The 21,257-nt window shown below is 30.7% G+C and carries 21 protein-coding genes; 10 read left to right on the forward strand and 11 right to left on the reverse strand.

Annotated features, from left to right (window positions below):
• Positions 1–297 precede the first annotated feature (297 nt).
• The 10 genes from dnaA (at position 298) to ygeW (ending at position 12,561) form a co-directional block, all read left to right on the forward strand.
• Positions 298–1,728 (forward strand): chromosomal replication initiator protein DnaA, encoded by a 1,431-nt coding sequence (dnaA, locus tag HY951_01705; protein MBI5538746.1) that lies wholly within the window; start codon positions 298–300, stop codon positions 1,726–1,728.
• Positions 1,729–1,779: 51 nt separating this feature from the next.
• Entirely contained in the window at positions 1,780–2,649 is an 870-nt protein-coding gene (locus tag HY951_01710) for a hypothetical protein (protein MBI5538747.1), read from the forward strand.
• A complete protein-coding gene (locus HY951_01715; protein ID MBI5538748.1) occupies positions 2,639–3,268 on the forward strand; it encodes a YigZ family protein in 630 nt (209 codons plus the stop codon). The genes HY951_01710 and HY951_01715 overlap by 11 nt, the downstream gene beginning before the upstream one ends.
• Complete coding sequence (locus HY951_01720; protein ID MBI5538749.1) at positions 3,243–4,157, forward strand: aminopeptidase; 915 nt, start codon at positions 3,243–3,245, stop codon at positions 4,155–4,157. Before HY951_01715 ends, HY951_01720 begins: the two co-directional genes overlap by 26 nt.
• Positions 4,158–4,183: 26 nt before the next feature.
• The gene (gene pyrB / locus HY951_01725; GenBank protein MBI5538750.1) at positions 4,184–5,098 is read left to right on the forward strand and encodes an aspartate carbamoyltransferase; all 915 of its coding nucleotides are present in this window, start codon (positions 4,184–4,186) and stop codon (positions 5,096–5,098) included.
• Between the two features lie 15 nt (positions 5,099–5,113).
• Entirely contained in the window at positions 5,114–5,578 is a 465-nt protein-coding gene (locus HY951_01730) for an aspartate carbamoyltransferase regulatory subunit (GenBank protein ID MBI5538751.1), read from the forward strand.
• Between the two features lie 398 nt (positions 5,579–5,976).
• A complete protein-coding gene (gene xdhA / locus HY951_01735; protein MBI5538752.1) occupies positions 5,977–7,428 on the forward strand; it encodes a xanthine dehydrogenase small subunit in 1,452 nt (483 codons plus the stop codon).
• 7 nt (positions 7,429–7,435) lie between these two features.
• On the forward strand, positions 7,436–9,763 hold the full coding sequence (gene xdhB / locus HY951_01740) for a xanthine dehydrogenase molybdopterin binding subunit (GenBank protein MBI5538753.1): 2,328 nt from the start codon (positions 7,436–7,438) through the stop codon (positions 9,761–9,763).
• Positions 9,764–9,992: 229 nt separating this feature from the next.
• Complete coding sequence (locus tag HY951_01745; GenBank protein MBI5538754.1) at positions 9,993–11,180, forward strand: YgeY family selenium metabolism-linked hydrolase; 1,188 nt, start codon at positions 9,993–9,995, stop codon at positions 11,178–11,180.
• 190 nt (positions 11,181–11,370) lie between these two features.
• Positions 11,371–12,561, forward strand: a complete 1,191-nt coding sequence (ygeW, locus tag HY951_01750; GenBank protein MBI5538755.1) for a knotted carbamoyltransferase YgeW — start codon at positions 11,371–11,373, stop codon at positions 12,559–12,561.
• A gap of 83 nt (positions 12,562–12,644) precedes the next feature.
• Here ygeW and HY951_01755 read toward each other — a convergent pair whose 3' ends face one another.
• The 11 genes from HY951_01755 to HY951_01805 form a co-directional block, all read right to left on the reverse strand.
• Positions 12,645–14,216 (reverse strand): T9SS type A sorting domain-containing protein, encoded by a 1,572-nt coding sequence (locus HY951_01755; GenBank protein ID MBI5538756.1) that lies wholly within the window; start codon positions 14,214–14,216, stop codon positions 12,645–12,647.
• Positions 14,217–14,315: 99 nt separating this feature from the next.
• Complete coding sequence (locus HY951_01760; GenBank protein ID MBI5538757.1) at positions 14,316–14,780, reverse strand: hypothetical protein; 465 nt, start codon at positions 14,778–14,780, stop codon at positions 14,316–14,318.
• A gap of 6 nt (positions 14,781–14,786) precedes the next feature.
• Entirely contained in the window at positions 14,787–15,251 is a 465-nt protein-coding gene (locus tag HY951_01765) for a hypothetical protein (GenBank protein ID MBI5538758.1), read from the reverse strand.
• 124 nt (positions 15,252–15,375) lie between these two features.
• Positions 15,376–15,873, reverse strand: coding sequence for a hypothetical protein (locus HY951_01770; GenBank protein MBI5538759.1), 498 nt, complete (start codon positions 15,871–15,873; stop codon positions 15,376–15,378).
• Positions 15,874–15,880: 7 nt separating this feature from the next.
• A complete protein-coding gene (locus HY951_01775) occupies positions 15,881–16,507 on the reverse strand; it encodes a hypothetical protein (GenBank protein ID MBI5538760.1) in 627 nt (208 codons plus the stop codon).
• 31 nt (positions 16,508–16,538) lie between these two features.
• Positions 16,539–16,862, reverse strand: a complete 324-nt coding sequence (locus tag HY951_01780) for a hypothetical protein (protein MBI5538761.1) — start codon at positions 16,860–16,862, stop codon at positions 16,539–16,541.
• A 63-nt stretch (positions 16,863–16,925) separates the two neighbouring features.
• Positions 16,926–17,849: a TonB family protein gene (locus tag HY951_01785; protein ID MBI5538762.1), complete on the reverse strand. Its 924-nt coding sequence runs from the start codon at positions 17,847–17,849 to the stop codon at positions 16,926–16,928.
• 231 nt (positions 17,850–18,080) lie between these two features.
• Entirely contained in the window at positions 18,081–19,187 is a 1,107-nt protein-coding gene (locus tag HY951_01790; protein MBI5538763.1) for a PKD domain-containing protein, read from the reverse strand.
• A 175-nt stretch (positions 19,188–19,362) separates the two neighbouring features.
• Entirely contained in the window at positions 19,363–19,947 is a 585-nt protein-coding gene (locus HY951_01795; protein ID MBI5538764.1) for a hypothetical protein, read from the reverse strand.
• 66 nt (positions 19,948–20,013) lie between these two features.
• On the reverse strand, positions 20,014–20,499 hold the full coding sequence (locus HY951_01800; GenBank protein ID MBI5538765.1) for a GyrI-like domain-containing protein: 486 nt from the start codon (positions 20,497–20,499) through the stop codon (positions 20,014–20,016).
• A gap of 10 nt (positions 20,500–20,509) precedes the next feature.
• Positions 20,510–21,073, reverse strand: coding sequence for a tyrosine-protein phosphatase (locus HY951_01805; protein MBI5538766.1), 564 nt, complete (start codon positions 21,071–21,073; stop codon positions 20,510–20,512).
• Positions 21,074–21,257 lie beyond the last annotated feature (184 nt).

Raw genomic sequence — 21,257 nt, forward strand, 5'->3', positions numbered from 1 at the left:
GTGTCCTTTTTTTAGTATTTTTTTATAAAAAATGTGTTCTGAAAAACAATTTTGTATCTTTGAGAATAATTAATCGAACTGAAGTTATTAACATTTTAATTAATAGTTAAAGAGCACATTACATATATCTAAAAAAATAGATGTGTTTTTTTGACAAACGTAAAATTGTTCTATGCAGATACTTGTAAAATAAAATGAAAAAACAATAGATATTTCACTTTTTTTTTAACTATTTTTTTTACAATATTGCTGACTGAAATTATAAAACCGAAAAATTAAAAATACCACTGAGGGAGAATGAGTAAGAATCATGTTGATGTTTGGAATAATTGCTTGAAGGTAATAAAGGACAATGTGCCTTCTATTAGTTTTAAAACGTGGTTTGAGCCTATTGTTCCGCTCAAAATGGAGCACAACGTATTAACAATTCAGGTGCCTAGTCCTTTTTTCTACGAGTACTTAGAGGAGCAATATATTGATATTATTAGCAAAACTCTTAGAAAAGAAATTGGGGACGACGTTAAATTGGAATATAACGTTGTTATGGACAATAACTCACAATCTAACACAAAGCCTTATACAGTAAAACTTCCAGCTAAAAATAAATCTGATTTAAAAAATCAGCCTTTATCTGTTCCTTTAGATTCAGAAGACAGATCAATAAAAAATCCTTTTATACTTCCCGGAATTAAAAAATTGAGTATCGATCCTCAATTAAATCCTGATAATTCATTTAGTAATTTTGTTGAAGGTGAATGTAACAGATTAGCCCGTTCTGCCGGTTATGCTGTTGCCTGTAATCCTGGAGGTACTGCATTTAATCCATTATTCCTTTATAGTGCAAACGGTTTAGGAAAAACTCATTTATGTCAGGCTATTGGAATTGAAGTAAAAGAACGTTTCCCTGAAAAAACTGTGCTTTATGTTCAGGCGCATAAGTTTATTACTCAGTTCATGGATTCTATCAGAAATAATAACCGCAACGACTTTGTTCACTTCTATCAAATGATAGATGTTTTAATAATTGATGATGTTCATGAATTAACCGGAAAAGAAAAAACACAGGACATTTTCTTCCATATTTTTAATCATTTACATCAATCTAACAAACAACTTGTAATAACAGCTGATAAACCACCTGTTGAATTACAAGGAATGGAACAACGCTTGCTTTCACGTTTCAAATGGGGATTAGCTGCTGACTTACAAGCTCCGGACTTTGAAACAAGAATAGCAATTCTTAAAAAGAAAACTTATAATGATGGCATTGAAATGCCAGATGAGATAATTGAATACCTTGCTTCGCATATTACTAACAATATGCGCGAACTTGAAGGTGCATTGGTTTCAATTTTAGCTCAGTCAACATTAAATAAGAAAGAAATTACTCTCGATCTTGCTAAACAAATTATTGATAAACTTGTTAAAAGTACACGCAGAGAAATTTCTATTGATTATATTCAGAAAGTTGTTTGCGATTATTTCAATATGCAGGTTGATATGCTTAAATCTAAAACCCGCAAACGCGAGATAGTTCAGGCACGTCAGATTGCAATGTATTTTGCAAAAAATTTAACAAAGAGCTCGTTGGCTTCGATTGGCTCAGTAATTGGCGGTAAAGATCATGCTACTGTTTTACATGCATGCAAAACAGTAAATAATCTCATCGATACCGATAAACGTTTTAGATTATACATTGATGAAATTGAAAAGAAACTCAAATTATAATTGGAAAAGCAGGTTTAATACCTGCTTTTTTTTTAATCAAAAATGTGCTAAATGATAAATATTCTGTTTTGTATCCTATCATCAGCACTCATTTTTATTCTTTTTAAACTTATTGATAAATTTAAAGCTTATACTTTTCAGTCAATAATAATAAATTATTTAGTTGCTTTTGTTTTAGGTTTAAGTTTATCTTCCGATTGGGTTAACTTGCCTCAAGTATATGAAAAAAGCTGGTTTGTTCTTGCGTTAATACTTGGGATTCTATTCATTGTTACATTTTTCTTTATTGGAGTTTCATCGCAAAAGGCTGGCATCTCAATCACCACCGTAGCCTGCAAAATGTCGGTAATTGTTCCTGTTGCTTTTTCAATACTTTTTTATAGCGAGGTTGTTACAAGTGTCAAATTATTGGGTTTGGGTGTAGCTCTTTTAGCATTGTTATTAACAATTTGGAGAAAACCTGAAAAGAAACAGGAAGTATTTTTAATGTTTCTTCCCCTGATTTTATTTGTAGGTATTGGTGTTATAGATACTCTTGTAAAATATGCGCAGCAGGATTATGTTAAAAATGATGTTTCGTTTTTTACGGCAATATCTTTTGGAGTTTCATTAATAGCAGGATTGATAGCAGGAATAACAAGAAAAAACTTTTTAAAGGGGTTTAGAAATATTCCAACTGTAGTATTTGGTATTATGTTAGGGATGGCAAACTTTGGTTCGGTTTATTTTATGATAAATGCTTTAAATAAAAGCGGACTTGAGAGTTCTGTTGTATTTGGATTAAATAATATTGGAATCGTTACCATTTCTGTTTTTATAGGATTAATATTTTTTAAAGAAAAATTAAAAATTATAAACTGGATTGGTATTTTGTTATCAATAATAGCAATCTGGTTATTAATGGGAATGCATGGAGTCTGATGCTTTTTTAACAATTAAGTGTCCTGCCGAAGGATTTTTTAAAGACCGGAAAAGTCGGTTTATAGGACTTGCTTTCCCCGTTAATAATGAAGATTCTGTTAAAGAAATAATTAAAAAAATACGTAAAGATTATTTTGATGCAACACATCGTTGCTATGCCTATATGATTGGTAAATCGAGAGAAATTTATCGATCAAGCGATGATGGCGAGCAGGCAAATACAGCTGGGGTTCAGATTTTAGGACAGATTAACTCCAGACAATTAACAAATATTCTACTTGTTGTTGTAAGATATTACGGTGGTGTTAAATTGGGGATTCCTGGTTTAATTCATGCTTTCAGATCAGCTGCTATTGATACTTTAGATAAAGCTGAAATAATTACTTCATATGAGAAAAAACAAGGTGTAATAAAATTTCAATATCCTCAGATGAATTCCGTAATGAATATTTTAAAGGAAGATGGGATTGAAATTATTGACCAAAAATTTGAACTGGATTGTGTTATAAATTTTGAAGTTTACTCAAGTTTGTCAACAAAGATTGAAAATTTGTTAAATAAGACTGAGGGAGTTTCATGTAAAATATTAGATAATGGAATTACTGAAAAAACTGTGTAGTATTCATGCGCCTTCGGCTGATGAATTGCCAATGAAAGAATTTATTCTTTCGTGGGTAAAGACTAATATGAAAAGCTGGAAGGTAAAGCCTTTAATAATTGAAGATGATGGTTTACAGGATGCAGTAATGCTGGTTTTTGGAAAACCAAGAACGGCAGTATTTGCACATATGGACTCAACTGGATTTACTGTCAGATATAAAAATGAAATTATTCCAATTGGCGGACCACATTATAAAAACGGAGATAGATTAGTTGGGAATTATTCAGGAAAACAAATTGTAACAAAATTAAAATGTAAAAAAGGTGACGATAAAATCTTTTGCGATTTTAAAGAAATTATACCTGCCGGAACAACACTCACATATAAAGTAGAATTTAATGCATCTGAAAAAGGTATTGTAGCTCCTTATCTTGATGATCGTTTGGGAGTATGGGTTTTGATGAATCTTGCAAAAACACTTAAAGATGGAATCTTGGTTTTTTCCTGCAACGAAGAACATGGTGGAGGAAATGTTGAAAAAATTGCAAAAGTTATTTATGAGAAATATTCTGTAAAGCAAGCCTTAATTTGTGATATTACATGGGCTACAGAAGGAGTATTCTTAGGTAAAGGTGTTGCTGTTACATTGCGTGATAAATATATTCCAAGAAAAATATTTGTGAATAATGTATTGAATATTTTAATTGATAACAAAATAAAATATCAATCAGAGGTTGAGTCTTCCGGATCAAGTGATGGCGGTTATCTGCAAAAATCTGCATATCCGATTGATTGGTGTTTTATTGGAGTTCCAGAAGAAGGAAACCATTCCAGTCAGGAAAAGGTTAGTGTGATTGATGTTATAATGATGCAAAAAACATACGAATTATTAATGAGAGAATTGTAAATTAAATATATAAATCAAACAAAAACATGAAAAACAAAAGTCTGATTTCAATCCACGATTACTCGAAAAACGATTATTTGAGAATTATGGATTTGGCCGAGGAGTTTGAAAAAAATCCTCGTAGTTATGGTAATTTGTTATCCGGAAAAGTTATTGCAACACTTTTCTTTGAACCTTCAACCAGAACTCGTTTGAGTTTTGAGAGTGCTGTTCAACGTATGGGTGGAAGTATCATTGGTTTTACCGATTCAAGTTCATCAAGTGTATCTAAAGGTGAAACATTAAAAGATACAATAAAAACTGTATCTCAGTATTCTGATTTAATTGTTATGCGTCATCCTATTGAGGGAAGTGCGCGTTGGGCAAGTGAAGTATCAGATGTGCCCATTGTTAATGCAGGTGATGGTGCAAATCAACATCCTACACAATGTTTGTTAGATTTATATACAATGAAGCAAACACAAGGTAAATTAGAAGATTTAACAATTACTATGGTAGGTGATTTAAAATATGGAAGAACTGTTCATTCATTAATACAGGCTATGTCTTATTTTTCTCCAAAATTTCATTTTGTTTCTCCAGAGGAATTAAAAATGCCTAATGAGTATAAGTTGTTTTTAAAGGAAAAAAACATTCCTTTCGAAGAGCATCGTGATTTAGGGGAAGTACTTAAAACTTCTGATATTGCATATGTTACCAGGGTTCAAAAAGAAAGATTTTCCGATCCAATGGAATATGAAAAAGTAAAAAATGCTTTTGTACTTAAAAATGCAATGTTAGAAGGAACAAAACCTGGTTTAAAAATTCTTCATCCACTACCACGTGTTAACGAAATAAGTGAAGACGTTGACGATAGCGAAAAAGCATATTATTTCAGACAGGCACTTAACGGAGTGTTTGCACGTATGGCTATTATTTCATCAATTTTAGGTTTAAAATAAATAAAAAGAAAAATTATGGAATCAAAAGATATGAAAGAGTTAAAAGTAAGTGCAATTAAAGAAGGAACTGTTATTGATCATATTCCTGCACGAAGCTTATTTAAGGTAATCTCAATACTTGAGTTACAAAAAATGGACACTCAAATAACCATTGGTTATAATTTTGAAAGTAAAAGATTAGGGCAAAAAGGAATTATTAAAATTTCAGATAAATTTCCTAGTCAGAAAGATCTTAACAAAATAGCGTTGTTTGCACCTGAAGCAAAAATTAACATTATACGCGATTATAAAGTTGTAGAGAAAGATAATGTTCAGGTACCTGATAATATCGAAGGTATTGTTAAATGTATGAATCCAAAGTGTATTACAAACCAGGAAAATGTTAAAACAAAATTTGTTGTAATAGAAAAAAAGAATGTTACACTAAAATGTAATTATTGCGAAAAAATTACCGATCAGGAGCATTTTGAAATGAAATAGTTTTTTTGTCAGTCTGAGGGCTTGTCCTGAGCTTTCCGCCGCGGCGGAGAAGGACTCGAAGACTGACTGGCTATATAACTTAAATGGTTCGTGTCTTCACGAACCTTTTTTTTTGATCCTAAAAGTCACAATTAGGTTTTAGAATGGCGACAATAATTTTTTAAACTTTCCAGCTTTCGACTTTAATACTCATTAAATACATGTTAAAGGAATAATTTTCTGTTGAATAAAAGCAATGGAAATGTTGTATTTTTGTATTGCTTATGTTGGACTTATTATCAATATTTAATAATATTTTAATTTGTCATTCTGAGCTAAGCGAAGAATCTGGTCATATAATAATATAGATGCTTCACTTTGTTCAGCTTGACAAAAGGGATTAATGATTTATAATATTTATGAAAAATACCGTTCGTTTTGTTTTAGATGGTAAGATCAGGGAAGTTGATTTTTCAAAATACCCTGAACTTAATCCAACTACTACTGTCTTAAATTACTTGCGATCGTTTCCTGAACACAAGGGAGTTAAAGAAGGTTGTGCGGAGGGAGATTGTGGAGCCTGTACCATTGTAATTGCAGAAATTGGTGAGAACGAAAAACTGGTTTATAAAACTCTTGATTCTTGTTTGGTTTTTCTTCCCATGATACACGGAAAGCAATTAATTACTGTTGAAAATTTAGCGATTACTGAAAATAACGAAAAAGCACTTCATCCTGTTCAGCAATTAATGGTTGAGACTAATGGTAGCCAGTGTGGTTATTGTACTCCGGGTATTGTAATGTCTTTATTTGGAATTTATAAAAATTATCAAAATCCAACCAGAGAAGTAATAGAAGATGCTTTGACTGGAAATTTGTGTCGTTGTACAGGATATCAACCAATAATTGAAGCTGCCCATAAAGCATGTGTGAATAATGGCGAAGACCAATTTTCAAAAAGTGAAAAAGAGGTAATTGAATTATTAAAGAAAATAAAATCAAATACTGATACTATAATATTAAAAAACAAAATACAGAAATATTTTAAACCATTTACATTGTCCGAAGCACTTAGATTAAGAAAAGAAAATCCAGATGCAATAATCATAAATGGTTCTACAGATGTTGCTTTGCGCCAGACAAAGAAAAATGAATTGTTTTCTGAAATACTGGATTTGTCAGGTATCGCAGAGTTTAAAAATATTAAAGAAGAAAAAAACAATATTGTTTTTGGTGCTGGTATAACAATAGAACAGGTAAGAAACTTTTCAGTCGAGAGATTTTCTGCATTAAATAAAATCTTAAATGTATTTGGTTCTTTGCAAATAAGGAATATTGCAACTATTGGTGGTAATGTAGGCTCAGCATCTCCGATTGGCGATACGCTTCCTGTTTTATTTGCACATTGTGCTAAAATAAAGTTGCAATCAGCAAATTCTGAAAGAATTATTGAAATTGAAGATTTTATTAAAGGTTATCGCCAGACTGATTTAAAAAATGATGAACTTATTTCTGAAGTTATAATTCCAAAATCAGATAAAACGTGTATAGTAAATTCATACAAGATTTCGAAAAGAAAAGATATGGATATTTCCACTGTTAGTGGGGCATTTAGCTTGAAATTGACTGGAGGAAGTGTTACAGAAATAAAACTTGCATTTGGTGGAATGGCTGCCGTAACAAAACGTGCTAAAGAAACTGAAAAATTGCTAACAGGCAAAAAATGGAATCGCGAAAATGTTGAAACTGCTATGAAAACTCTGGAAAAAGAATTTACTCCATTGTCAGATGCACGTTCAGAAGCTGAGTTCAGAAGTACTGCAGCAAAAAATCTTTTGCTCAAGTTTTATCTTGAAACAAAACAGAATTAAGAATTTAATGAAATTAAAGATGTCAGATCAGATACATCACGATAGCGCAATAAAACATGTAACCGGTGAATCGGTTTACATTAACGACATGTTGATGAGTTCTCAGCTTTTGCTCGGTAAAGTTGTATTCAGCAAGTATGCTCATGCAAAAATTAAGAATATTAACATTAAGAAAGCTTTAAAGGTAAAAGGTGTACATGCTGTTATAATTGCAAAAGATATTCCCGGTGAAAACCAGATGGGACCAGTTATTCACGATGAACCATGTCTTTCAGAAAAAATTGTGACTTTTGTTGGGCAAGCAATTGCTCTTATTGCTGCCGAAAATAAAGACGCTTTATTACAGGCAGAAAAGCTTATAGAAATTGAATATGAAACTCTAGATGCAATTTTAGATATTGAAACTTCAATTGCAAAAAATAATATTTTAGCTCCTCAAAGAAAGATTGAAAGAGGAAATGTAGAAGCTGCATTAAAAAATTCTCCACATACTTTTAAAGGTGAATTAAAAACAAACGGACAGGAACACTGGTACCTCGAAACTCAGACTGCACTTGCTGTTCCGGGTGAGGGAAAAGAAATGATGGTTCATGCTTCTAGTCAGAATCCTACAGAAACTCAGGCTATTGTTGCAGAAGTTCTAGGGATTTCTAAAAATGAAGTTGAAGTTGAAGTTAAGCGCATGGGCGGGGGCTTTGGTGGAAAGGAAACACAGGGAAATCATGTCGCTGCTTGGGCTGCATTATTGGCAAATGCGACAAAGCGACCTGTCAAAATTCATTTATTCAGAGATGACGACCAGATTATGACAGGTAAGCGTCATCGTTGTCTTTCAAAATATGAAATTGGTTTTGATAATGTAGGTAAAATTCTTGCATATAAAGTCGAAATAAATACTGATGCTGGAGCAGCCACAGATCTTTCAATGGCAATACTTGAGAGAGCAATGCTTCATGCAGATAGTTCATATTTTATTCCCGATGTTAAGATTATAGGTAAGGCATGGAAAACCAACCTTCCGTCAAATACTGCTTATAGAGGTTTTGGTGGACCACAGGGTATTGCTGTTATTGAAAATTGTATAGACATGATTGCACGTTACTTAAAAAAAGATAGTGCAGAAATCAGACTTTTGAATTTTTATAAAATAGATAAAAATAATTTTACTCCTTATGGTCAGAAGATAGATAATAACAGGTTATTTGTTATGTATGACCAGCTTGTTAAATCTTCGGATTATTCGAAACGAAGAAATGAAATTGACAAATTTAACAAAGAGAACGAATTTATAAAAAGAGGTCTGGCTATTACTCCGGTTAAATTTGGAATTTCGTTTACTACTTCATTTTTGAATCAGGCTGGCGCATTGGTTAATATTTATACTGACGGAACTGTGTTGGTTAATCATGGTGGTACAGAAATGGGGCAGGGACTTCATACTAAAATGTTGCAGGTGGCTTCAGCTGAATTTGGTATTTCACCAGATAGAATAAAAGTAAATGCAACAAATACATCAAAGGTTCCCAATACTTCGCCAACTGCTGCTTCATCAGGAAGTGATATTAACGGAATGGCAGTTAAAAATGCTATTGATATAATAAAATCAAGACTTCTAGAAGTTGTAATTTCTGAACTTGATAGACTGCACCCCAAAAACAAAATATTTAAAGAAAATATAGTTTTTGAAAATAACTTTATTTTCGATAAAACTAATCCACAGAATAAAATCTCATTTAATGATATAATTAAAACCGCCTATTTTAAGCAGGTCAGCTTAAGTTCTACAGGTTATTATAAAACACCGGGAATTTTCTTTGATAGAGAAAAAGGGCAGGGAAATCCGTTTTATTATTTTTCATATGGAATGTCGGTTTCGGAAGTAGAAATTGATACATTAACAGGACAGTACAAATTGTTAAGAACAGATATTCTGAACGATGTTGGCAATTCAATAAATGAAGGAATAGATATCGGACAAGTTGAAGGTGCATTTATTCAGGGTGTAGGTTGGGTTACAACAGAAGAATTGAAATGGGATAAAAATGGAAATCTTACAACTCATTCTCCCGATACATATAAAATTCCTACAGTAAATGATATTCCTAAAGATTTTAGAGTTGAATTACTTAAAAATGCTCCAAATGCAGGAACAATTTTAAAAAGTAAAGCAGTTGGTGAGCCACCGTTTATGCTTGCATTTTCTGTCTGGTTGGCAATAAAGGATGCTATCTCAGCTGTTGGAAATCACAATATTGAGCCTGAGTTTACTTTGCCAGCAACTTATGAGGTAATATTACTTTCTTCTGAAAAAATAAGAAATAAATTGAGAAAATAGAAATATGCAAATACTCTCAACACCCAGTTCATTCTCGGGTCATGGTGAGCGGAGTCGAACCATAGACCCTTCGATGGAGTTTATCCTGACGAAGGAAGGGCTCAGGGTGACTATAGTATGTTATTTTTGTTTAGTTTATTCAGTTATTACAAAATATAATCTTTTACCCAAATTTTGACTTTAATTTAAAACAATATCATAAATTTGCGACCCATTTAAATAAAAAGAAATGAACGAAATTTTTAGTAAAATTAACGCACTTGCAGAAAAGTATAAAGACTATACTGCTAACAATTTATCAAAGCTGGTAAAAATAAAATCAACCAGTATGAACGAAAAAGATGTTCAATTAGAACTTAAACGACAGATGGAAGAAGCCGGCTTTGATGAGGTGAGAATTGATGGCCTTGGAAATGTAATTGGCAGAATTGGTAACGGAAAACGTATTCTGGCTATTGACGGTCATATGGACACAGTTGATGTTGGGAATATTAATAACTGGACTTTCGATCCTTTTTCTGGTGAGATAAAAGATGGTTTTGTGCATGGCCGTGGAACCGTTGACCAGGAAGGTGGACCGGCTGCTGCAGTAACTTCAGGAAAAATTTTGAAAGAATTAGGTTTTGATAAAGACCTTACAGTTTATGTTGTGGGTAGTGTTATGGAAGAAGATTGCGATGGCCTTTGCTGGAAATATATTGTAGAAGAAGAAAAACTTATACCGGATTTTGTTATAAGTACTGAACCAACTAACCTAAATATTTATCGTGGTCACAGAGGACGTATGGAAATTGTTGTAAAATTCCGTGGTGTTTCATGTCATGGTAGTGCACCTGAAAGAGGTAAAAATGCAATTTATATGGCTGCCCGTGCTGCTCTCGAAATTGAAAAATTAAACGAAAAATTAGGAACTGATCCGTTCTTAGGGAAAGGTTCTGTAACAATATCCGAAATAAAATCAGGTAGTCCTTCGTTATGCGCTGTTGCTGATTATGCTCAGTTTCATTTGGACAGACGTTTAACCTGGGGAGAGACTAAAGAATCTGCTGTTGCTGAGATTGAAGCAATTGTTAAAGGTATGGATGCAACAGTCGAGATTTTGTATTATGAGGAACTTGCATATACCGGTTTAAAATACGGAATGGAAAAATATTATCCTACTTGGAAAATTGAAGAAGGCGAACATGTTGTTCAGGCAGGAGTTCAGGCTTTTGAGGGTTTGTTTAATAAAAAACCTTTAATAGACAAATGGACATTCTCAACAAATGGAATTGCAACAAATGGAATGTATAAAATACCTACAATAGGTTTTGGTCCGGGCAATGAAGTTCTTGCTCATGCCCCTGATGAAAAGGTTCCTGTTAGTGATCTTGTTGCAGCTTCAGCATTTTATGCAGCTTATGCGTATATGATTTAACTCTGGATGACACTATCCTAGAGTGTCACCCTGAGCGTAGTCGAAGGGTCTATGCTTCGACTACGCTCAGCATGACTGAAGGGAATTAAATTTATATGCCAAATAACCATATTGCATTTAAAATAAAAACCTTATTTTTGCATCATAAATAAAAACAGGCTTTTGAAGTGCTATTTTAAATCAAAATACTATGTCAGATTTTAACAAACTTATTTCAGAGATTAAAAATCTCAACACAGGACTTTTCGAAAAAGATTTCCTTTTTACATGGGACAAAACTGAGGCTGAATTAAAACAGACTTTATTAGTTGCTGAAGCATTAAAATATCTTCGTGATAATAATATTTCTGCAAAATGTTTTGATTCAGGATTAGCAATATCTAATTTTCGTGATAACTCAACACGTACAAGATTTTCTTTTGCATCAGCATGTAATCTTTTAGGGTTAGAAGTTCAGGATTTGGATGAAGGAAAATCACAAATTGCACATGGCGAAACTGTTCGCGAAACTGCAAATATGATTTCTTTCCTGACTGATGTTATAGGAATTCGTGATGATATGTATTTAGGTGCTGGTCACACATACATGGTTGAAGTTGGCGAAGCTCTTGAAGACGGATTTAAAAACGGTGTACTTCCTTCACGCCCTGGTATTGTGAATTTACAATGTGATATTGATCATCCAACTCAATCTATGGCCGATTTGTTACATCTTAAAAGTTATTTCGGTTCTTTAGAGAATTTAAAAGGTAAAAAAATTGCAATGACATGGGCATATTCTCCAAGTTATGGCAAGCCTTTATCCGTACCTCAGGGCATTATTGGTTTAATGACTCGTATGGGAATGGAAGTTGATTTAGCATATCCTGAAGGTTACGAATTAATACCAGAAGTTATTGAAATTGCTAAGAAAAACGCTGCACAATCAGGTGGTAAATTTAATATTGTAAACTCGATGGATGATGCATTTAAAAATGCAGATATTGTTTATCCAAAGAGCTGGGCTCCATATAAGGTTATGGAACGCAGAACTGTGCTTTTACAAAATAATGATAGTGCAGGTTTAAAATCTCTTGAGCAGGAATGCCTTGCTAACAATGCGAAATTTAAAAACTGGGAATGCACCGAAGAAAAGATGAAACTTACTAAAGATGGTAAAGCTTTATACATGCATTGTCTGCCAGCTGATATTTCTAATGTTTCATGTAAAGAGGGCGAGGTAGCCGACTCCGTTTTTGAAAGATACCGTATTGAAACATATAAAGAAGCTGGTTTTAAACCTTATATTATTGCTTCAATGATATTAAATAACAAATTTAAAAATGCTGGTGCAATTTTAGAAAAATTATATAATCAAAAAAGAGAGAGAATATTATTATAACAAATCACATTAATAAAAATGAAAGTCGCACAAAATGTGCGGCTTTTTTATTTTAATAATAGCGAAACCAAGATATTAAAAAATTAATGACTAATAACAATTTTATTTAAAAATGTTTTCTCGGAAATTATTGTTTTAATAAAGTAAATGCCATTTGTAAGTATGCTCAAATCTACTTGGGTTTGTAACGTTTTTGAATTTGAAGATTCAAAAACAATATCGCCAATTACATTATAAACTATAATATCGCTAATATTTGAGTTATTGTTGTTATTTGTTGTTATATTAATAATTCCATTTGATGGATTAGGTGTAACTAATATTTCATTATTAAATATTTTTTGTTCTTTGATATTTCCTAAGAAAGCAACACAGTCTCCAGGTTCTATTAATAATGAAGAATTAGAGACAATAGGATAAAAATTGCTTGATGTGCCGCCTGAAGTAGAAGTAAATAAAATAGGGATTAAGCTAATTGTATCAGATTCATTAGGTGCCAAATTAGGATTGATACAATTAGAACTATTACCCAAACTATCTATTTTCATTACTCCAATTTGCGGATTTCCGGTAGGTGGTGATTTAACTCCCATAATAGGACCATTACCGATAACAAGAAAGCCATTGTCATTTGTTTCTATTACATCACTTGCTATTAGCATTAAATCTGATGCCCATTTTAAAGTTCCTATTGAATCAATATAAAATAATTGTCCACCATTACCTGAATTAGAATTTAAGAAAACTGTACAATTATTTGATGCTTTTAGAATTTTAAAAGATGGATAACCATTCATTGAATACCCATAAAATGTACTGTACTTCCTACTCCATATGGCATTACCGGAAAAGTCTGTTTTTAAAATAACAATGCTATAATCTATTTGTAAATAAGAAATAATTCCATTTGATGTAACTACCAAATCTACTCCAATAGTATTAATTGGGTATTGGAGGTTAGGTTTTTTAGACCAGATTATTGTTCCTGTGGGCGAGAATTTTATTAGGTATGCTTCACTTCTGTATGGTGAACTATTTTCTGTTTTCCCAATAGCTATAAAATTACTATCAGGTGTTTGTTTTACTGAGTAGATTACATTAGAGTAATTTCCAGAGGTTATCATTTGGGACCAAGAAAGAATTCCGCTTGAATCAAGCTTTGCAATAAAGTTTCCTTGTGTTTGATAAAGAAAACCACACAGAATATATCCATGATCAAATGTTTGTTGTATAGTATAGGCTATTTCTTGATCTCCAAAATCTAATGTTTTTGACCAAATTATATTCCCTAATGAATCAAATTTTACACAAAGAGCATCAGAAGTGCTGTTGTTAATATTGTATGCTTGTCCTACTGCAATATAGCATGAATCATTTGTTGAGATTACATTAAATAATTTTTCGCCATAATTATTGCCAATTTTTTTTCCAAATAATATATTACCAAAAGTGTCAATTTTCATAATAAATGCTTCACCATCTCTTTCACCAGCTACCATATATTTATGGTCAAATGTATTTATTACTGAATAGGCTTGTGCGTTTCCAACTATATCATAATAAACATTTGTATATACACTTTGCTGTGCAATAAGTTTTGTAGATGTGTTAATTACCAATATGGTAATTAATAGAAAGATTATTTTTTTCTTCATTTTATATATTTTTATATATCTAATGTAATAATTTTAATCAAATTTATGCAATAACAATCATAAAAACAAAATAATATATTTTTTAAATAATATTTAATGCTATTTCTTTATCATTTCACTAACTATTGTTCTACAACGTTTGCCAGCATCGTTTTCATCAAGCCCGATAAACCATTTACTTCTATGGCTTGCTCTAAACATAAAGCCTAATATTTCTACGCCATGTTCTTCTACAAGAGTACCCATTTCAGTGTCTTCCCAATTACGGATTTCGGCTATATCTGTCCATTGTGCCGCACCAATACCTGTATCTTTTTTGTCGGAGATTATTCCCCAGAATAAAAATCTTTTTGTAATACATATTATTGTGTAATTTGTTTGCGTACCAAATAAACTTTTTTTAAGATTTGTTGTTATAAAACAATTTATCACTTCTTTCTCGATTTCTTTAATGTCGCCAAGCTTCTGAATATCTAAATAACTTTTTAAATATTCAATAAATTTGGGGTTTAATTCACTATATCTGCATTCAACAGTGGAGCGAGTGTAATCACTTTTTTTCATGTTGTTTTAATTTAAATTATTTTTTCTTGTCCACTTTTCAATTATTAATACTGCAGGAACAAGTATAGGTATCGAAAATCCTGAGTAAGCAAGAAATGCCCATAATGATAAAAACAGGAATGAGTCTATATCGTTTTTGTTAATGTTAAATTTCGACCACATAAGCATTACCAATAATATTGCAATCCAGTTAGCTACAAGACCAATTAATAATAATTTGAGAAATCTTTTTTTCTTTATTTTATTGCTTGCCCAGCCTAATACAGGACAGATTATTAAACTTACTGCAATAAGTGGAAATAATAATTTGAAATTATCTTTTATAACCTGCATAATTGGGAAATTATCCATGGTTAATGATCCTATCAAAGGAAAAATTGTGATTATTGTTACAAATAATAACGATCCAATTATTAATACGAAAAAGGATTTGATAGAATTAGATAATATTTTTAAAATAATATCAGTCATTATTCAAATTTATTCTTCTGGTTGTTTGGTTTTATTAAGTATTATTTCGAATGATTTAAATACTCTTTTAGATTGGTGAGAGCATGGCAATTAATCTAGTGTTATTTGTTTTAGTTAATGAATTTTACAATGCAATTTTATATCCTATACCCAATACTGCACTTGGTCCATCAATAGTTCTTGGTGGTCCATAAGGAGATTCAATTTTTCCGCCGGTACCATAACCTATTCCTAATTCAAGAAATAATTTTTTAGATTTCACCAAATTTATTTTTCCGCCAGCATTTATTATTAATCCTGAAATAACATCCTCATAACTATAATAGTAAGTTACATAAGTTGATTTACCGTAAACTCCATAACCTATATTAATAAATAGCCATTTAGCACTAGCTTGTAGTCCAATTTCATAAGCAAACATTCCGCTAATTGTTCCAGCTCCAACCATTACACCTGTACCTTTGTAACCCAGTACAGTTTTAAAACCCATTATTCCATAGTTTGGACCAACACCAATTCCAATATCTATTATTGAATTTGGATAAGAATTTATATGTATTTCCTGACCATAAGAAATTTTAATAATCAAAAAAAATAATACTATTAATAAAAACCTTTTCATAATATGTTTATTTAGTTCTAATTGTTTTTTTTAGATTACCATTTCTAAAATGTTGAACATATAAAATATTTGCATTTGGATCATACACTATTCTGGTACCATAACCATTGACCAGTGTTCCTTTTTCTAAAGGGTTGCCATTTTTATCGTAATTTGATATTACTTCCCAGAATTTATCTTTGTTAAACATTATTTCTGACCAAAGTTGTCCGTTTTCAAAATACATTTTAGCAATACTATCAATTTTATCGTTTTTGTAGTAACAATCAAGTTGAACTTTGTTATTTACATAAAATGTTTTAGAATGTCCGTTTAATCTATTATGTAATGTAGTCTTTTCAAAATTAATATGTCCATCAATATTATATTCTTTTGTTAAGGTAATATTGTTTAATGGATCTTGTGCATCTAATTTATTGAAACCATATTTATTCTTTCTATAATACCATACATTATAATTTACAAATTTACCTTTAATGTAAAACTCTTCAAACTTAATTTGTTCATTTTTTTTCTTGTATCGAACAATCATTGAGTCAGAGTTTGCGGTATATACTGTATCTATTTTATATTGACATAATGCATCCTGATATATTAGTAGGCTTAAACTGATTAATAATAAAATTTGTCTCATAATAGTTATGCTTTTTATTCAAGAATATTCCTTAATTTTTAGCAGTTATTTTATGTATTAAAAAACCAAGTAATGCTCCAAGAATAGTTGTCATTATAGAAATAGGAATTAATGCTTTAGGTTCTTGCCATCCGATAAGTATAGCGCAAGGAATAAGTGCTAAAAATGAAATTATAATTCCTTTTAAAATAGAATTTATTTTTAGCTCAACAGTTGATATTAAGAAACCAATAATTACCCACATCGAAAATGCAGATATATTTGCATCCCAGGTTAATTTTTGAATTATCATAGGTGTTACATCAATAATTCCTGCAACTATTCCTAGCAGTATTCCTATTGTAGCTTTTTTCATAATATTATTATTTTTCATAGTATTGTTTGTGAATTGTCGTAAGTGAGTTATAGAATTTATTATTTAGTAAAGCCTATAATTTATTGGTATTATAAAACTAACTTTAACTTCTTTTCCATTTTGTATTCCTGGTTTCCATATAGGCAGTGCTTTTATTACTCTAATGGATTCCTTATTTAATAATGGATGCGCAGGGTTATAAATAGAAACATCAGTCACGTTTCCATTCTTATTAATAATAAATTGTACAAACACTTTCCCTTGAATGCCCTCAGACTTAAGTGACTCAGGGTATTTTACAGAATGAGAAATACGATTCAATAATTCTATTTCACCTCCCGGATATTCTGGTTTAATTTCTAAAGAATCAATGATTAAATATTTTGATTTATTTTCTGTTGATTTGAATTCTAAACTACCGTTTGATGTTAAAATATAATTATCTTTGTTAATTGTTACATAAATTGTATCGGAGTCGGATTTATATACACTGGAAAACCATTTGTCTCCCAATAATTCATCTTTTGAGTTTATGATTCCAAAAATAAATACGTTAGTACCGTATTTGTTTGTATCAGGATTATACTTTCTTACAATAGCTTTTCCGCCCAAAAAGCTTTCTGCATAATCATATTTATAATCAATTACTACTTCTCCTTTATTATTTATAAAACCATACTTTTTATTTATAGAAACACAGGCAAGTCCTTCTGAGTAAGGCCATGCATCATAAAATGTTTTATTAAAAACATTTTGCCCTAAAGTATCTATAAAATGAAAAATAGCTTCATTTTCAACTACTGCAAAACCTTCACTAAATGGTTCGGCATATGTATATTTATAAGGAATAATTTTTTTCCCTTTATTGTTAACATAGCCATATTTTTTCCCGTTATGTTTTAAAGCAAGTTTTTTAATTTGCGATTCAGATTTTAGAGTAGTAGTAACAATTAAAAAAAATATAAGAAGTAACCTTATTGTGTTCATAAGAATTTTAATGTTGTTTATTTTTAAGCAATTTCTTTATTAATGTAAACAAAAATACGAATTAATTAAAATAAAACAAGATAGTTTTGATTTGTTATTACTTCTGAAAGTGTATGTTCTGGTAAATTGAGTAAATAATATATTGCTTTGGAGAATGAGGATTATAAAATAAAAAATTCTCACTTGCTACCAACAAGTGAGAATTTAAACTTAACCTAAACAAAAAATGTATTATTTAATTATAGTTAACTTAAGATAATATGCACGTTGTTTATTCTTAATAACTGCTATATAAATCCCATCGGAAATTGATGAAGGTATCTCAAACCTTGATGATGCAGGAACTTTTGTTTCCATAACAACTTTTCCAACTTTATCAATTAATATAAAAATATCGTCATCTTTTATTCCGTTTAACATTATGTAATTATTGGTAGGATTCGGAAATATTGTAATTTTCTCAGAAGGAATTTCAGGGATTGAGAATAGTGCAGGAACAACAACATCCATACAGAAAGTATCCTTGCAGGCATTTCCATCTGTCATTATTGAAGTTAAATACATGCAAACAACATACACTCCTGGAGCAGGATATAAATGTGAAGGATTTTGCAGGGTTGATGAGTTATTTCCACCTGATGGAGGATCACCAAAATCCCATAAATAGCTTAATATATCTCCGGGATTAGAAGTTGACAAATCAGAAAATGTAACATTATATCCTGGTCCAACTGTATAGCTGAAGTTAGCATTTACATTGTTGCAGCTTGGAGCACACAAATGATGTGTCAGACAAAGATTATCAACTCTTACATCGGTACCTACAACACCAATTGTTTCGTTAACAATAACAAAGTCGGTAAAATTACCGGTGGCTGTAAAAACTGCCGGACAATTTGTATATGGCACAAAGCCATTAGTTGCTGAAATTACATCTATTATCTGTGCCTGACCCGGTGAAAAGGAACCAGATAATAATTGAGCTACAGTTATACCGGGAGTTATAGCAGCAATTGTTAGTTTTGTATTAAATAATGAACCTGTAAAAGGAAATTCAACACAATAACAAAGGCTGTAACACGAATCTCGTGTAAATGAAACAGGTTGTATAACTCCGCAACTACTATTGTTTGTAGCTTGCATTATTAGTGCTGTATCAATACAGCCGTTTTGAAAATTTAATACAAATGCAGTTGTAACCTGACCATATTGTGACCAGGAGGTCATGTTTGAAGAAAACTGTGGGTTTGAAATTTGATTTCCCGGACAGGTAGATTGTGCGCTTGTTATTAAAATATTAAATAACAGCACTATTACAAGAGTAGATATTTTTTTCATAATTACTTTTTTATATAAATTTACGATATGAGAAAGGCGAAAGCTAATTATTTAGAATAATTCTAAATAAAAATAACTTTTTTTAACATTTTATAAATGGGCAATGTTTTGAAAATATGTAAGTGTCGGAAAATTAGAGTATTTTATAAGAGTGTGATTTTGTAAAAGGCCTTTTTCATTTTTTTACAGTAACTCTTTTAATTCCTAAATATTCATAAAGACTAGGATCAACTGCAATGTTGTTTTTGTTTTTAATATTTTTAATCACGTTAAAATCGTGATCTTTAAAAAATGGGTCATTAAATAATGAGTTTATATTCTGCCCTGCATAAAATATCTTACCAACATAATGAGAACATTCGTATTTGTTGTTAAGCTTTTTTCTTGACAAACTGTAATTCATTAAAGAATTAAACAGAGTAGAATAACCGATACAATTTGCTTTACCAGTTTTAATAATAGTAGGAGGGTCGGAGGAGCATTTGTCGAAAGTGAAATTTAAAATATTCTTAGTTTGTTCCAGATTAAAATCAATTATTTCATTTATTTCAGCATCTTTATTTTGGTCAAGCCATATGTCTATAATAGTTTTTAGTGAATCGTTTTTTAATTTGTCAGTTTTTCTGGTTTTTATAATTGAATAGCTTAATAATGGGTATTTAATAGGGGATTCATCATTTGTTTTTATCTCACTATTTTTGTTGTCTTTTTGTTTATTCTTGTCAGCTTTGTTATCCTCACTGCATGAAAATAGTATCAAAATAAAAATATTTAGTAGAAGTAAAAGGTATTTGTTTTTTAAATAAAGCATTTGACATTAAATAATTTATTCTTTTTTCTTAATTGGTATCCAAATTTCCTCTTCAGAATCAGGGTCTTCGTTTTTATATTTTTCACCTAAAATCTCAAAATGTGGTCTGTTATCAAGTATGTATTCTGAATTTGGCAGCCATGTACCAAAAATATATTGAAATGTTTTGGGACCTGTATTTGCAGCACCTTTGTGAATAAATACAGCATAAAGTCCCCCCGGTAATGCATAAGTCTCCATTTTGTCAGGTATAATGTTAAATTCAGAAACTTCTATTGCTGCCCATTTTTCAAATTGTTTGTGAATGTCAAAATTTGTAAAATCGAAAGACTTATCATAAACCTGCATTGATATTAATTCATTATTTACGTTGTTTTTAATTTCTTTACGTCTAGGCATAAAACCACTCCAAAGTTCAAAGGTTTTATTTTCGGCAAATGACATAGTAATATGTTTGCCAATTAACTTTTTTTCTGAAATAATATTTATTGTAGGTAACATATTGCAGATTTTACTTATTAATATCCTGTTTTATTTTTTCAATGTCAATACTATTAAGCAATTCTAAGATATTTGGAAACCATTTTTCGTGGTATCCAAATCCTCCTTCCAGAAATTCTTTTATAGCTGCTTCTTTTGTCCAGCCACAATTCGTCATTCGATATACTGCAGCTATACATCCAGTTCTGTCTGATCCGTGTAAACAATGAATTAATGCCGGTTTTTTAGAATTGTTTATTGCTTTCATGCTTGTTACAATGTCTTCATAAGATATTGTCCATGTGTTAATTTGGATATGCTTCAATTCAAGTTTTGTGTACTTTGCTTCGCATTTATCAGTTTTTTTATCTCTTAGATTTATGATTGTTTTTATTCCGACACTTTCAAGATATTTCATGCCCTTTCTGTCTGGTTGTTCAGATCGGTATAAATTATCATCAATCTTGTATAAATTGTTAAGTTCTTTTGTTTCTATTTTATTAGCCCAATCTGGTAAATTGTTATTAATGCTAATATTTGTAGTTTTACAGCCTGTTATTAAAATTAAAAGGGTATAAATTAAATATTTTTTCATTTGTAATTTGCAAATAATTACGATTGTAATTCTTAATCAAAATTAAGAATAATGATGAAATAAAGCAAAATAGCATTAAAAAAATCGATAAAAATTTATTAGTTATAATGTAAATATTTCATTTAAACAATTTATATATTTGATGTAAGTTTTAATTAAAATAATATTATTGTAAGATGTATCA

This window comes from Bacteroidia bacterium (assembly GCA_016218155.1).
GTDB lineage: Bacteria > Bacteroidota > Bacteroidia > Bacteroidales > GWA2-32-17 > GWA2-32-17.

What these genes read in the sequence shown, in the direction of transcription:
- HY951_01775 (MBI5538760.1), bottom strand. Translation starts at nt 16,507, where the DNA reads ATGAGACAAATTTTATTATTAATCAGTTTAAGCCTACTAATATATCAG.
- HY951_01730 (MBI5538751.1), top strand. Translation starts at nt 5,114, where the DNA reads ATGGAATCAAAAGATATGAAAGAGTTAAAAGTAAGTGCAATTAAAGAA.
- HY951_01790 (MBI5538763.1), bottom strand. Translation starts at nt 19,187, where the DNA reads ATGAAAAAAATATCTACTCTTGTAATAGTGCTGTTATTTAATATTTTA.
- HY951_01760 (MBI5538757.1), bottom strand. Translation starts at nt 14,780, where the DNA reads ATGAAAAAAAGTGATTACACTCGCTCCACTGTTGAATGCAGATATAGT.
- xdhA (MBI5538752.1), top strand. Translation starts at nt 5,977, where the DNA reads ATGAAAAATACCGTTCGTTTTGTTTTAGATGGTAAGATCAGGGAAGTT.
- HY951_01710 (MBI5538747.1), top strand. Translation starts at nt 1,780, where the DNA reads ATGATAAATATTCTGTTTTGTATCCTATCATCAGCACTCATTTTTATT.
- HY951_01770 (MBI5538759.1), bottom strand. Translation starts at nt 15,873, where the DNA reads ATGAAAAGGTTTTTATTAATAGTATTATTTTTTTTGATTATTAAAATT.
- HY951_01720 (MBI5538749.1), top strand. Translation starts at nt 3,243, where the DNA reads ATGGAATTACTGAAAAAACTGTGTAGTATTCATGCGCCTTCGGCTGAT.
- HY951_01785 (MBI5538762.1), bottom strand. Translation starts at nt 17,849, where the DNA reads ATGAACACAATAAGGTTACTTCTTATATTTTTTTTAATTGTTACTACT.
- HY951_01745 (MBI5538754.1), top strand. Translation starts at nt 9,993, where the DNA reads ATGAACGAAATTTTTAGTAAAATTAACGCACTTGCAGAAAAGTATAAA.
- HY951_01755 (MBI5538756.1), bottom strand. Translation starts at nt 14,216, where the DNA reads ATGAAGAAAAAAATAATCTTTCTATTAATTACCATATTGGTAATTAAC.
- xdhB (MBI5538753.1), top strand. Translation starts at nt 7,436, where the DNA reads ATGAAATTAAAGATGTCAGATCAGATACATCACGATAGCGCAATAAAA.
- HY951_01780 (MBI5538761.1), bottom strand. Translation starts at nt 16,862, where the DNA reads ATGAAAAAAGCTACAATAGGAATACTGCTAGGAATAGTTGCAGGAATT.
- dnaA (MBI5538746.1), top strand. Translation starts at nt 298, where the DNA reads ATGAGTAAGAATCATGTTGATGTTTGGAATAATTGCTTGAAGGTAATA.
- HY951_01715 (MBI5538748.1), top strand. Translation starts at nt 2,639, where the DNA reads ATGGAGTCTGATGCTTTTTTAACAATTAAGTGTCCTGCCGAAGGATTT.
- HY951_01800 (MBI5538765.1), bottom strand. Translation starts at nt 20,499, where the DNA reads ATGTTACCTACAATAAATATTATTTCAGAAAAAAAGTTAATTGGCAAA.
- HY951_01805 (MBI5538766.1), bottom strand. Translation starts at nt 21,073, where the DNA reads ATGAAAAAATATTTAATTTATACCCTTTTAATTTTAATAACAGGCTGT.
- ygeW (MBI5538755.1), top strand. Translation starts at nt 11,371, where the DNA reads ATGTCAGATTTTAACAAACTTATTTCAGAGATTAAAAATCTCAACACA.
- pyrB (MBI5538750.1), top strand. Translation starts at nt 4,184, where the DNA reads ATGAAAAACAAAAGTCTGATTTCAATCCACGATTACTCGAAAAACGAT.
- HY951_01765 (MBI5538758.1), bottom strand. Translation starts at nt 15,251, where the DNA reads ATGACTGATATTATTTTAAAAATATTATCTAATTCTATCAAATCCTTT.